This is a genomic window from Corynebacterium hiratae (assembly GCF_009708045.1).
GTDB lineage: Bacteria > Actinomycetota > Actinomycetes > Mycobacteriales > Mycobacteriaceae > Corynebacterium > Corynebacterium hiratae.
Genome location: NZ_VIOG01000018.1, coordinates 1 through 12,491, shown reverse-complemented (window position 1 = coordinate 12,491; position 12,491 = coordinate 1). Strand labels below are relative to the sequence as shown.

At 59.8% G+C, this 12,491-nt stretch carries 12 protein-coding genes and 5 tRNA genes; 12 read left to right on the top strand and 5 right to left on the bottom strand.

The window, feature by feature from the left end; genetic code table 11:
- Positions 1-80 precede the first annotated feature (80 nt).
- The 3 genes from pstC to pstB are packed head-to-tail and all read left to right on the top strand — an operon-like array spanning position 81 to position 2,876.
- Entirely contained in the window at positions 81-1,130 is a 1,050-nt protein-coding gene (gene pstC, locus FME68_RS12400) for a phosphate ABC transporter permease subunit PstC (protein ID WP_158397730.1), read from the top strand.
- A 13-nt stretch (positions 1,131-1,143) separates the two neighbouring features.
- Positions 1,144-2,061: a phosphate ABC transporter permease PstA gene (gene pstA / locus FME68_RS12395; RefSeq protein ID WP_158397729.1), complete on the top strand. Its 918-nt coding sequence runs from the start codon at positions 1,144-1,146 to the stop codon at positions 2,059-2,061.
- A 41-nt stretch (positions 2,062-2,102) separates the two neighbouring features.
- Positions 2,103-2,876 (top strand): phosphate ABC transporter ATP-binding protein PstB, encoded by a 774-nt coding sequence (gene pstB, locus FME68_RS12390; RefSeq protein ID WP_046649300.1) that lies wholly within the window; start codon positions 2,103-2,105, stop codon positions 2,874-2,876.
- Between the two features lie 116 nt (positions 2,877-2,992).
- Here the strand turns inward: pstB and phoU are convergent, their stop codons facing one another.
- Entirely contained in the window at positions 2,993-3,721 is a 729-nt protein-coding gene (gene phoU / locus FME68_RS12385) for a phosphate signaling complex protein PhoU (RefSeq protein WP_049157153.1), read from the bottom strand.
- Positions 3,722-3,789: 68 nt separating this feature from the next.
- On the bottom strand, positions 3,790-4,935 hold the full coding sequence (gene dusB, locus FME68_RS12380; RefSeq protein WP_070700861.1) for a tRNA dihydrouridine synthase DusB: 1,146 nt from the start codon (positions 4,933-4,935) through the stop codon (positions 3,790-3,792).
- Between the two features lie 176 nt (positions 4,936-5,111).
- On the opposite strand from dusB, the gene scpC reads away from it, so the two are divergent.
- Complete coding sequence (scpC, locus tag FME68_RS12375; RefSeq protein ID WP_046649298.1) at positions 5,112-6,614, top strand: succinyl-CoA:acetate CoA-transferase ScpC; 1,503 nt, start codon at positions 5,112-5,114, stop codon at positions 6,612-6,614.
- A gap of 89 nt (positions 6,615-6,703) precedes the next feature.
- Positions 6,704-6,777: transfer RNA gene (locus tag FME68_RS12370), tRNA-Lys, on the top strand.
- A gap of 79 nt (positions 6,778-6,856) precedes the next feature.
- On the opposite strand, the gene FME68_RS12365 is transcribed toward FME68_RS12370, so the two are convergent.
- Positions 6,857-7,189: a metal-sensitive transcriptional regulator gene (locus tag FME68_RS12365; RefSeq protein ID WP_046649297.1), complete on the bottom strand. Its 333-nt coding sequence runs from the start codon at positions 7,187-7,189 to the stop codon at positions 6,857-6,859.
- A gap of 83 nt (positions 7,190-7,272) precedes the next feature.
- Between FME68_RS12365 and FME68_RS12360 the strand changes: the two genes are divergently transcribed.
- The 5 genes from FME68_RS12360 to FME68_RS12340 all read left to right on the top strand — a co-directional run bounded on the left by FME68_RS12360 (position 7,273) and on the right by FME68_RS12340 (position 8,251).
- Positions 7,273-7,348, top strand: a tRNA-Glu gene (locus FME68_RS12360).
- A gap of 34 nt (positions 7,349-7,382) precedes the next feature.
- Positions 7,383-7,459, top strand: a tRNA-Asp gene (locus FME68_RS12355).
- A 234-nt stretch (positions 7,460-7,693) separates the two neighbouring features.
- A tRNA-Asp gene (locus FME68_RS12350) sits at positions 7,694-7,767 on the top strand.
- A gap of 20 nt (positions 7,768-7,787) precedes the next feature.
- Positions 7,788-7,860 (top strand) — tRNA-Phe (locus tag FME68_RS12345).
- Positions 7,861-7,948: 88 nt separating this feature from the next.
- Entirely contained in the window at positions 7,949-8,251 is a 303-nt protein-coding gene (locus tag FME68_RS12340) for a GNAT family N-acetyltransferase (RefSeq protein ID WP_144013963.1), read from the top strand.
- A gap of 18 nt (positions 8,252-8,269) precedes the next feature.
- Here FME68_RS12340 and epsC read toward each other — a convergent pair whose 3' ends face one another.
- Positions 8,270-8,833: a serine O-acetyltransferase EpsC gene (gene epsC, locus FME68_RS12335; RefSeq protein WP_118779504.1), complete on the bottom strand. Its 564-nt coding sequence runs from the start codon at positions 8,831-8,833 to the stop codon at positions 8,270-8,272.
- A 114-nt stretch (positions 8,834-8,947) separates the two neighbouring features.
- Positions 8,948-9,886, bottom strand: coding sequence for a cysteine synthase A (cysK, locus tag FME68_RS12330; RefSeq protein ID WP_175973585.1), 939 nt, complete (start codon positions 9,884-9,886; stop codon positions 8,948-8,950).
- Between the two features lie 253 nt (positions 9,887-10,139).
- On the opposite strand from cysK, the gene ramA reads away from it, so the two are divergent.
- Both ramA and murA read left to right on the top strand, forming a co-directional pair.
- Positions 10,140-10,979 (top strand): acetate metabolism transcriptional regulator RamA, encoded by an 840-nt coding sequence (gene ramA, locus FME68_RS12325; protein WP_046649294.1) that lies wholly within the window; start codon positions 10,140-10,142, stop codon positions 10,977-10,979.
- Positions 10,980-11,000: 21 nt separating this feature from the next.
- Positions 11,001-12,269 carry a UDP-N-acetylglucosamine 1-carboxyvinyltransferase gene (gene murA, locus FME68_RS12320; RefSeq protein WP_070700971.1) on the top strand — a complete coding sequence of 423 codons (1,269 nt, stop codon included), beginning with the start codon at positions 11,001-11,003 and terminating at the stop codon, positions 12,267-12,269.
- The last annotated feature ends 222 nt before the right edge of the window (positions 12,270-12,491 follow it).

The window sequence follows — 12,491 nt, the reverse complement described above, 5'->3', positions numbered from 1 at the left end:
TCCGCCGTTAACGAGCGCTTTGGGGGCGGTAGCGTGTCCCGCATTTTTATTGATCCCGTTGAAAAGGATTCCCTAGTCTCATGGCAGACAATAATCTCACCACAGCGTCATCCGCGAGGGAGGATGCCGTTTCGGCGATTCGTCCTAGCGTGCATGCATCCGACGCGGGCGCTGCCCCTACTCCAGCCGTTAAGACGGGCGTCAAGCGCCCGGGCGATCGTGTCTTTGAATTCCTGTCCACTGCGTCCGCCACGCTGATCACGGTGATGATCGCTGCTATCGCAGTCTTCCTTGTGTGGCAAGCGGTTCCCTCCCTTGCCGTCAATGAGGGCGGCATCGTAGGTTTCTTCACCTACGGCGAGCGTTGGGAAACCACCGATACCGACGCAATGAAGTTCGGTATTCCGACCATGTTCGGCCATACCGTGCTGATTTCCATCGTGGCACTCATCATCGCGATGCCGGTGGCACTCGGTATTGCTATCTTCTTGTCCAACTACGCACCGGCCAAGCTGGTGAAGCCGCTGGGCTTCCTCGTCGACATGCTCGCTGCCGTGCCGTCCATCGTGTATGGCCTGTGGGGCTGGCAGGTTCTCGGCCCCGCATTGTCCGGCTTCTACACGTGGCTGCACTCCTGGGCAGGTGGCTTCTTCCTGTTCAAGGTCTACGACAACTCCCCGCACTTTGCGACGGGCCGCAACGTCCTCACCGGTGGCATCGTTCTGGCAGTAATGATTCTGCCGATCATCGCCGCCACCGCCCGCGAGGTCTTCGTGCAGACCCCTCCGGGCCAGATCGAGTCTGCCTTGGCACTCGGCGCCACCCGCTGGGAAGTTATTCGTATGACGGTCCTTCCCTTCGGTATGTCCGGCTATATTGCCGGCTCGATGCTGGGCCTGGGTCGCGCGCTGGGTGAGACCATGGCGCTGTACATGGTTGTCTCCCCATTGGTGGACTTCCGCTTCTCGCTGTTCGATGGCGGTACCACCTTCGCCACCGCCATCGCCTTGGCGGCCGCGGAGTTCGGTAATGAGATGCGTGCCGGCGCCTACATCGCTGCAGGCCTCATGCTGTTCCTTCTGACCTTCGTGGTCAACGCAATTGCCCGTTCCATCGTGAAGAGCAAGTAAGGAGGGAACAGAGATGACTACGACTACAACCTCTAACTCTGTCCCGGCTTCTTCCGGCCCGACCTTCCTGGATATTTCCTCGAGCCGTAAGACCACCAACAACATCGCCACCGCTCTCGTGTGGGCGACGATGATCATCGCCATGATTCCGCTGCTGTGGGTCCTCTTCGAGCTCATTGTTCGCGGTTCCGGGGCTGTCCTGAGCCCCGAGTGGTGGACCGAATCCCAGCGCGGCATCCTGGATACTGAAGCCGGCGGTGGTGCGCTGCACGCCATCATCGGTACGTTCGTTCAGACCATCATCGCGACCGCTATTTCGGTTCCGATTGGTATCTTTACCGCGATTTACCTTGTGGAGTACTCCCGCGGTGGCCCCCTGAGCCGCCTCACCACCTTCATGGTGGACATTCTGTCCGGTGTGCCCTCCATCGTGGCCGCACTGTTCATCTTCGCCATGTGGATTACACTGTTCGGCTTCAAGCGCTCCGGTATGGCCGTGGCGCTGTCCTTGGTACTCCTGATGATTCCAATTGTGGTTCGCAATACGGAGGAGATGCTCCGTGTGGTCCCTATGGACCTGCGTGAGGCTTCCTATGCCCTCGGTGTACCGAAGTGGAAGACCATCGCCCGCATTGTTCTGCCGACCGCTCTTTCCGGCATCGTCACCGGCATCATGCTCGCCGTGGCCCGCATCATGGGTGAGTCCGCGCCGGTGCTGGTGTTGGTGGGCTCTACGTCTTCCATCAACTGGGATGCACTCAAGGGCGCGCAGTCCTCGCTGCCGCTGATGATGCTGGATATGTACAAGTCCGGTGCTGATCCGGCTGTCTTGGACAAGCTGTGGGGTGCCGCCCTCACGTTGGTTGTCCTCATCGCGATTCTCAATATCGGCGCGCGCATCGTTTCGGCGAAGTTCTCCGTCAAGAAGTAACCGTATTCACTTTCCACCTACCCCCAATAGGAGCACTACTCATGTCCAAGCTTGAGCTCAACGACGTGAACATCTACTACGGTGACTTCCACGCCGTACAGAATGTCAACATGCAAATTCCGGCGAAGGCCGTCACCGCCTTCATCGGCCCCTCCGGCTGCGGTAAGTCCACCGTTCTGCGCACCCTGAACCGTATGCACGAGGTCATCCCCGGTGCCTACGTCAAGGGTGAGATCCTCCTGGATGGCCAGAACATCTACGGCTCCAAGGTTGACCCGGTGTCCGTCCGCAACACCATCGGCATGGTGTTCCAGAAGGCTAACCCGTTCCCGACCATGTCCATCGAGGACAACGTTGTCGCCGGCCTGAAGCTGTCCGGTGAGAAGAATAAGAAGAAGCTCAAGGAAGTCGCCGAGAAGTCCCTGCGCGGCGCTAACCTCTGGGACGAAGTGAAGGACCGCCTGGATAAGCCGGGCGGCGGCCTGTCTGGTGGTCAGCAGCAGCGCCTGTGCATCGCCCGTGCGATTGCCGTGGAGCCGGAGGTTCTCCTCATGGATGAGCCGTGCTCGGCGCTGGACCCCATCTCCACCCTGGCTGTTGAGGACCTTATCCACGAGCTGAAGGAAAACTTCACCATCGTTATCGTGACCCACAACATGCAGCAGGCAGCCCGCGTGTCCGATAAGACTGGTTTCTTCTCTCTAGAGGCCACCGGCAAGCCGGGTCACCTCGTCGAGTTCGATGACACCACCAAGATCTTCGAAAACCCGTCCAAGAAGGACACCGAGGATTACATCTCTGGCCGCTTCGGCTAAATGCCACTAGTGCCCAAAGCCGGCGCCCTCTCTCACCTGTTTAAGGTCTAGGAGAGGCGCCGGCTTTCTTGTGCTTCGGATCGAGCCGGGTGGATCACCCACGCCCACACGCCTGCCTAGTTGCGGAATTGGCGCTCGAGCTCCGCCATGCGGGCTTCCATCTCGGCGTCGCGCTGCTCCTGGTCGCGCTTGCGCATATAGCGATCTGGGTCCAAGCCCGTGGCCAGGTAGATGATGCGCCCGGCAGCGGCGGCACAATGATCTGCGAATCGCTCGTAGTAGCGTGACAGCTGCGAAGTCTCCACGGCTTGGCGCACCGTTCCCTTCCACTCCCGCTGGGTCAGCATGCGCAGCAGGTGATGGTTGATGTCATCCACGGCATCGTCATCTTCGGTCAGGCGCAGCGCGAGCTCCGGATCACGGGTGATGAGGATGTCTTTGAGCCCTGCAGACATGTCGAGGACGAGGCGGGTGTACTCCTCGAAATAGCCCATGATTTCTGCCGGTACAACCGGCTCTGGGTGGCGGCGACGCGCGCTCGTTGCAATGTGCTGGGATAGGCGGCCCATGCGGTAGAAATCTTCCACAATATAGATGGAGGAGATCACTTGGCGTAGGTCCTTGGCCATGGGGTTCTCCAAGGCCAGAAGGGACACCGCACGGTCTTCACAGCGCGTGCGGACCTCATCCAGTTCATCGCGCAGCGACACGGCCTCCTCGGCTGGTTGCAGGGAAGCCTCAATTAATGCCTGGGAGGCAAGAGTCATCAACCTATGGACGGTCGTGCTCATGATGATCAGATCATGGGCAAAGTTATCCAACTGTTCACGGTAAGCTGCGCGCATGCCACGTACTTTAGCCCAACTATTGGTCTAGTGCCTGTCGGGCAACACGATCAAGGCAGGTTCTGCTCCTAGCCTCCGGAGTGCATGATCTCCGCGCCTTCCGGAACCGTGGCATCCTCTGGATCATCGAGCCACCCTTCGGGCAGGACCACCTTGGCGGGTGAACCCTGGCGGCCGCGGGCGCCATCGGCGTCGTCGGCAAGCGCGGGCGAGTCCGCCCACGGCGCCAGCAGTTCGCGCAGATCCTCCAAGGAATTGACGCGAGAAAGGCCAGCGCGCACCTGGCCGCCCACCGGAAAGCCTCGGAGGTACCACCCAATGTGCTTGCGAATATCGCGGCTGGCCTGGCGCTCGCCTTCGTGCTGTGTCAGCAGTTCGGCGTGGCGAATCATAATCTGCGTGACTTCCCCCAAAGTGGGCTCCGGCGGCACCGGCTCACCCCGCAGGTGGGCGGAGAGCTCCGCGAAGAGCCAGGGGCGGCCCAAACAGCCGCGGCCTACGACGACGCCGTCGCATCCCGTTTGCTCCATCATGTCGTGCGCATCGGTTGCCTTGAAGATATCGCCGTTACCCAAGACGGGAATGCCAGTATCCGCTAGGTGTTCCTTGAGGCGGGCAATCTCACCCCAGTCGGCGTGGCCGGAGTAGCGTTGTGCCGCCGTGCGACCGTGGAGAGCGACGGCCGCGGCACCCTCAGCAACGGCGATCCGGCCGGCGTCGAGGTGCGTTTTGTGCTCGTCATCGATGCCGACGCGCATCTTGACGGTGACTGGAATGTCCGTGCCCTCCGTCGCTTTGACGGCCGCAGCGACGATGTTGCCAAACAAACGGCGCTTATAGGGCAGGGCAGAACCACCGCCGCGGCGCGTGACCTTGGGAACCGGGCAGCCGAAGTTCATGTCGATGTGGTCTGCGAGGTTCTCGTCCACGATCATTTTGGCCGCCTTGTACGTGTACTCCGGATCGACGGTGTACAGCTGCAGTGAACGCGGCTGTTCTTGGGGGTCGAACGTGGTCATGTGCAGGGTCTTTGGGTTGCGCTCAACGAGGGCGCGTGCGGTGACCATTTCACACACGTAGAGGCCGGAGACGGTGCCGGTCTTCGCTATCTCTTGCTCGCGGCACAGCACGCGAAAGGCCACGTTGGTCACGCCCGCCATAGGGGCGAGGACAACGGGGGAGTTGAGCTGGATATTTCCGATAGCAAGAGTCACGCCGCCAATTGTGCGCGGAACAAGCCTAGGGTGGCAAATTCTGATGAAAAAAATGAGGGGTGCACACGGTTTGGGGCAGAGTGCGGTAAATTCGCCACCGATTCGCTAGTGTGGTGCATGTAACTAATAGGAAAGGACCGTAACCTAGGTCTTTTCTGCACATAAAAGGAGGACTCATGTCTGAGAGAATTGCATACGCGCCGTTTGAGAAGCTCGTTATGAGCGCTGACGAGGCAGCTAAGTTCGTCAATCACGGTGACCGTGTGGGAATCTCCGGCTTCACTGGTGCTGGCTACCCAAAGGCCCTGCCTACCGCCATCGCGGAAAAGGCAAAGGCAGCGCACGAGGCGGGTGAAGAGTTCAAGATTGACGTCTTCTCCGGCGCTTCGACTGCCCCGGACTGCGACGGCGTGCTGGCTGAGGCTAACGCCATTCGCTTCCGCTCCCCGTACAACTCCGACCCAGTTCTGCGTGGCCGCTTCAACGACGGCTCCGCGCTGTACCAGGACATCCACCTTTCGCACTCCGGTCAGCAGGTAGAGGAGGGCTTCTACGGTGACTTCCAGGTAGCCATTATTGAGGCCGTGCGTATCGACGAGAACGGAAACATCGTTCCGTCCTCGGCCGTGGGCAACAACCTCGAATACATTGAGGCCGCCGACAAGATCATCATCGAGGTGAACGAGTGGCAGTCCCTCAACCTTGAGGGCATGCACGATATCTACCGGATTGAGAAGCTGCCGAACCGTCAGCCCATTCCGATCACCAAGCCGGCCGACCGCGTTGGAACCACCTACATTGAGATCCCGGAAGAAAAGGTCGTGGCAGTGGTCAAGACCGACGCTCCGGACCGCAACGCACCGTTCAAGGCTCCGGATGAGGTCTCCGAGAAGATTGCTGCGAACTTCATCGAGTTCCTCGAGGGCGAGGTCGCTGCCGGCCGCCTTGAGTATGACAAGTTCATCATGCAGTCCGGTGTGGGTAACGTCCCGAACGCTGTGATGGCCGGCCTGCTGGACTCCAAGTTTGAAAACATTCAGGCGTACACCGAGGTTATCCAGGACGGCATGCTCGATCTGATCGACGCCGGCAAGATGACCGTCGCCTCTGCTACCTCCTTCGCTCTGTCCCCGGAGTACGCGGACAAGATGAACGCTGAGGCTGAGCGCTACGCCAAGCACATCATCCTGCGCCCACAGCAGGTGTCCAACCACCCGGAGGTTATTCGCCGTGTGGGCCTGATTTCCTCCAACGGCATGATTGAGGGCGACATTTACGGCAACATCAACTCCACCAACGTTTCCGGTTCCCGCATCATGAACGGTACCGGCGGCTCCGGTGACTTCACCCGTAACGCTTACATCTCCACCTTCGTCTCCCCGTCGGTGGCCAAGGATGGCGCAATCTCCGCCATCGTGCCGTTTGTGTCCCACACCGACCACACCGAGCACGACACCATGGTCATCATCACCGAGTACGGTGTGGCGGACCTGCGTGGTCTCGCTCCGAAGGAGCGCGTGGAGAAGGTTATCGCCGTGGCGCACCCGGACTACCGCCCGCTGCTTGAGGAATACTACGAGCGTGCCAAGGCTAATAAGTTCCAGCACACCCCGCACGATCTGAAGACCGCCTTTGACTTCCAGGTGAACTTCATGGAGAAGGGTGACATGCGCGGTTAATCGCCCATGCCGCTCGGTCGTGGCCCTTACCGCTGGAGGTGAGGGTCATTTCCTTTTCCTTAGTGCCACCTACTAAGATGGGTGGGCGTTGGGCCTTTAGCTCAGTTGGTAGAGCTACGGACTTTTAATCCGCAGGTCGCGGGTTCGAGCCCCGCAGGCCCACAGAAAGAGCCGCCTTCGGGCGGCTCTTTTGCGTTGTAGGGTGGCCCACTGAGGCCTAAGTAGGGGGAGCCCTAGCGCCTTTAGCTCTTCACGAGCTTCCGGATGGCCCGCATGGCCTCCTCTAGCTTCTCTGTGGCTACTTGCCCGTCCTCGGCGGCGGCTCCCGCCACGCAGTGCTCTATGTGGTCTTCTAGCAGCGCTAGGGAGACGTTCTCGAGCGCTGAGGTGACCGCGGAGATCTGCGTGATGATGTCGATGCAATATTGGTCTTCCGCAATCATGCGGTGGATGCCTCTGGTTTGGCCCTCGATGCGCTTGAGACGCGCTAAGTATTTTGCCTTTTGCTCGCTATCGGAGTTGTAGCCGTGAACGCCGGGCTCGTGGCAGGAGCAAGTATCGCGCTGGTCAGCCATGGTTTTCCGCCTTTCTGCCGGGGCGATTTGGTTAAGTAGGGATGTCTCCAGTATATTTTTACAAAGTTGCCTCAAGGCAACGGGCCCCCATCGTCTAGCGGCCTAGGACACCGCCCTTTCACGGCGGCGGCACGGGTTCGAATCCCGTTGGGGGTACCAACACTAACGTGTTGGTACATAAGTCAATATGTATGGCCCTGTGGCGCAGTTGGTTAGCGCGCCGCCCTGTCACGGCGGAGGTCGCGGGTTCAAGTCCCGTCAGGGTCGCCATACCAAGCCTCGGAGCGGTGTTTGTAGAAACGCGCTTCGGGGCTTGAATCGTTTTGCTTGTCGTAGCCCACTCAAGGCGGGGTGGGGGCCGATAGGTCTAGGTGCTGTGCGGCAGTCACGTGGACGGTACTTCTTTACTCCTAAAAACCGTAGATGACATGCTGATTTGGTGTGTTTCTCAAGCTTTGTGTAGAGTACTTATTCGTGCCCAGCGCACAAGAGATAATTGAAAATGGCCCTGTGGCGCAGTTGGTTAGCGCGCCGCCCTGTCACGGCGGAGGTCGCGGGTTCAAGTCCCGTCAGGGTCGCCGAAGTCCTTGTGGCTTCTGGCCAGATAGCTCAGTCGGTAGAGCACACGCCTGAAAAGTGTGGGGTCGCCAGTTCGATCCTGGCTCTGGCCACAAGAAAGCCCCCTCCAGTAGTGGAGGGGGCTCTTTTGTTTCCTTGTTCCCCCGGAGTTGCTCTAGTGGTCTGCTGCTTTTTGGTTTAATGGGCACCATGACTACTTCAGTTGCGCACCAAACCGATCGATCCCGCTTCGTCATCACCGTCGATGGCGAGGAAGCAGGCTTCGCTGAATACAGTGACTCCGCCACCACGCGCGAATTTACGCACACGGAAATTTTTGAGTCTTTTCAAGGCCAAGGCCTGTCCAAACCTCTGATTAAGGCGGCGTTGGATGATGACTCGACGGCAGGCCGCCAAGTCATCCCAACGTGCAGCGCCGTGGCGCGGTTTATTGAGAAGAACCCTGAATACCAGCGTCTGACTAACCGTGAGGGCAACCTCTAAATACGGAGTCGGCCGCCCTTAGATGTAGAAGTCTGGGTCCACCAGTTTGATGCGCTCATCCTTCTTGCGGGGACGGTTCTTAGCGGGAATACCCGTGGCGGTGTGATGAGGGGGTACATCCTTCGTCACCACCGCATTGGCGCCCACTGCGGAGCCCTCACCGATAGTGATGGGGCCCAGCACCTTGGCGCCGGCGCCGATAGTCACATTATCCCCAATCGTTGGGTGGCGCTTTGTCTGCGTGAGAACCTGGCCGCCGAGCGTGACACCGTGGTAAAGCATAACGCCATCGCCGATCTCGGCAGTCTCACCGATGACGATTCCCATTCCGTGGTCAATGAAGAAGCGCCGACCAATTGTGGCGCCGGGGTGGATCTCAATTCCGGTGAAGAAACGGTTCACCTGGGCCAAGATGCGTGCCGGCCCGCGCCAGCCACGCTTCCACATGCGGTGGGCAATGCGGTGCGCCCAAATGGCGTGGAGGCCGGAATAGACCACGGCGTTCTCAACGTCGCCGCGCGCGGCCGGATCATGCTCGCGCGCGTTGGCGAGGTCTTCACGAATCATCTTCAAGATGTGCATGCAAACCATCCTATCTAGAAAGAAAAAGCGCCCCCTAGCACAGAGGGCGCTTTTATTCGGGGTGCTCACCGCAGTGCGCTTTGCGACGCCCCGCGGAAAGCCAGGCTGGGAACTCTAAGCCTCGCGGATGTCCTCGAAGAGGATGGTGGAGACATAACGCTCACCAAAGTCCGGGGCGACGACCACGATGGTCTTGCCCTTGAACTCCTCGCGTGCAGCCAGCTTGAGAGCAGCGGAGACGTTGGCGCCGGAGGAAATGCCGACGAGCAGGCCCTCCTCGGTGGCCAGCTTACGGGCGGTGGAGACAGATTCCTCGGTGGTGGCGGTGAGAACCTCGTTGAGGATCTCGCGGTCCAGAACCTCCGGGACGAAGTTAGCGCCGATGCCCTGGATCTTGTGCGGGCCTGCCTTGCCCTCGGACAGGACGGGGGAGTCGGAGGGCTCTACGGCTACCAGGTAGGTATCCGGGTTCTGGGAGCGCAGGTAGCGACCAACACCGGTGACGGTGCCGCCGGTGCCGACGCCGGCCACGAAAGCATCAACCTTGCCCTCGGCGTCCTCCCAGATCTCGGGGCCGGTGGTTGCCTCGTGGATCTTCGGGTTTGCTTCATTAGCGAACTGGGAAGCCAGGATCGCGTTGGGGGTTTCGGCAATAATTTCGTTGGCCTTCTCTACGGCACCCTTCATTCCGGCAGCGCCCGGGGTCAACACGATCTCAGCGCCATAAGCGCGCAGCAGCACCTTGCGCTCGTTAGACATGGTCTCCGGCATGGTGAGGATGACCTTGTAACCCTGGGCTGCGCCGACAAGCGCCAAGCCAATACCGGTGTTGCCGGAGGTGGCTTCAACGATGGTGCCGCCCGGCTTCAGCTCGCCGGCTTCTACGGCGGTGTCGACAATCGCCTTGGCGATGCGGTCCTTGACGGAATTTGCGGGGTTGAAGGACTCAACCTTCACGAGCACCTCGGCGCCGAGGCCCTCGGTCAAACGGTTGAGGCGGACCAGCGGGGTTCCGCCGATGGTTTCTAGAATGTTGTCGTATACAGCCACGATGTGGACTCCTTGTAAATAACTTCCGATGTACAGCAGACACCTTACACCCCGCTACTAGACAAAGTAGTATATAAATTCTGAACAGATCATTCGGGCATGATATGTGGGATTTGGGGTGACGGAGTAGGGCGCGGTGCGATTTAGAATTACCCCCGTCGGACGGTTATACTTCGCAAATAGTGTTCACCTACCCCCGTTTCAGGCGGGGAATGTGGGTGCACCTGCTGGTTACCCCCGAGTAAGAGAGAGCCTCATGGAGCCGCACCGACTCAAGGATGATGACGAAGCCGTACGCGCAGCGCTATCGTCGCTGAAGACCGCAACGGGAATTCCCGTTACGATGTACGGAACCTTGCTGCCGGATAATCGTTTGCAGATTACCCACTGGGTAGGTCTGCGCACCCCGGCCTTGCAGAACTTGGTGATTGACGCGAATGTGGGCGTCGGCGGGCGCGTTGTCAGCACTCGCCGCGCTGTAGGCGTATCCGATTACACCCGCGCCACGACGATCAGCCACGAGAACGACCGCTACATCCAGGATGAGGGACTGCACTCCATCGTGGCGGTGCCGGTGACTGTGCAGCGTGAGATCCGCGGCGTTCTTTATGTTGGTGTTCATTCGCCGGTCCGCTTGGGTGACAAGGTCATCGAGGAGGTCACCATGACCGCCCGCTGCCTCGAGCAGGATTTAGCGGTTAATTCCGCACTGCGCCGCGCCGATGGGGGCAAGGGCGGCGCCGCTCGCGGGCACGTGATGAACGGCGCCGAATGGGAGCAGGTACGCTCGACGCACTCCAAGCTGCGGATGCTGGCTAACCGCGTCAACGATGAGGACCTCCGCAAGGAATTGGAAGCCCTCTGCGACCAGATGGTCTCCCCGGTGCGCGTGAAGCAGACCACCAAGTTGTCTGCGCGCGAGCTCGATGTTTTGTCTTGCGTGGCGTTGGGGCACACCAACGTTGAGGCGGCAGAGGAAATGGGCATCGGAGCCGAAACGGTGAAGTCTTATCTGCGTTCTGTCATGCGCAAACTGGGTGCCCACACCCGCTATGAAGCGGTCAATGCGGCCCGTCGTATCGGCGCGCTGCCCTGATTGTAGGTAAGTTGGGTGGGCGTGAAAGACCAATTTATTGTCTCCGGTGGAGCGCGCCTGCAGGGCACCGTCAAGGTGGACGGTGCCAAAAACAGTGTGCTGAAGCTGATGGCTGCGGCACTGTTGGCGGAGGGCACGACCACGCTGACCAACTGTCCTGAAATTCTTGATGTTCCCCTGATGCGCAAGGTCCTCGAAGGTCTCGGCTGCTCAGTGGAGATCGATGGCCACACGGTGCGCATCACCACTCCGGCCGAGCTGCACTCCAACGCGGACTTCGACGCCGTGCGGCAGTTCCGCGCGTCCGTGTGCGTGCTAGGTCCGCTGACGGCGCGGTGCGGACATGCCAAGGTGGCTTTGCCGGGTGGAGATGCCATTGGCTCCCGCCCCTTGGACATGCACCAGTCCGGACTCGAAAAGATGGGGGCGAGCACGCGTATTGAGCACGGTGCCGTCGTAGCGGAGGTTGACCACCTGCACGGCGCAAGCATCAAGCTCGATTTCCCCTCTGTGGGCGCCACAGAGAATATTCTTACCGCTGCCGTGCTTGCTGACGGCGAAACTCAGCTCCACAACGCAGCTCGCGAACCGGAAATCGTCGACCTGTGCTTGATGCTTAAGGAAATGGGTGCTGACATCACTGGTGAAGGAACGTCCACCATCACGATTCGCGGTGTGGACAAGCTCCAGCCGACAGAACACGAGGTCATCGGTGACCGCATCGTGGCCGGGACGTGGGCCTATGCTGCAGTCATGACGCGCGGAGATATTACGGTGGGTGGCATCGCTCCCAAGCACCTGCACCTGCCTTTGGAAAAGCTCAAGTCGGCCGGTGCCGATATTGAGGACTATGTCAACGGCTTCCGCGTGCGTATGGATGGGCGCCCCACCGCCGTGGACTACCAAACGTTGCCTTACCCAGGCTTTCCAACGGATCTTCAGCCCATCGCTATTGGACTGTCCGCGGTTGCGGAAGGTACTTCCATCATTACGGAGAACGTGTTCGAGTCCCGTTTCCGATTCGTCGATGAGATGTTGCGCCTCGGCGCCGACGCTCAGGTGGATGGCCACCATGTTGTCATCCGCGGCCAAGAGCGGTTGTCTTCAACGCATGTCTGGAGCTCCGACATTCGCGCGGGCGCCGGTTTGGTGCTCTCTGCGCTCTGTGCAGATGAGACAACTACCGTCCACGATGTTTTCCACATCGATCGCGGATATCCCAACTTTGTAGAGAACCTGCAAGCGCTGGGGGCGACCATCGAGCGCACTCAGGAGGAAGAGCTCTACTAGCCAGCAGTGCTTGGCGACGTCCCCAGGTGGTACAACGAAACGGTGTACTACCTGGGGATTTGTTGTTTGTTGGGGGTGTGCGTATATTTATCGAGGTCGCCGCGAGGTAGCCGGGAGGTTAACTGGTGGTAGATGTTCGGGCAATGTTTGTTCGGCGGGTTTGACTTTGGTTGAGCTTGTTGGGTAAGGTTGTTCGGGCCGCCGCAAGAGGGTTAACGTTTG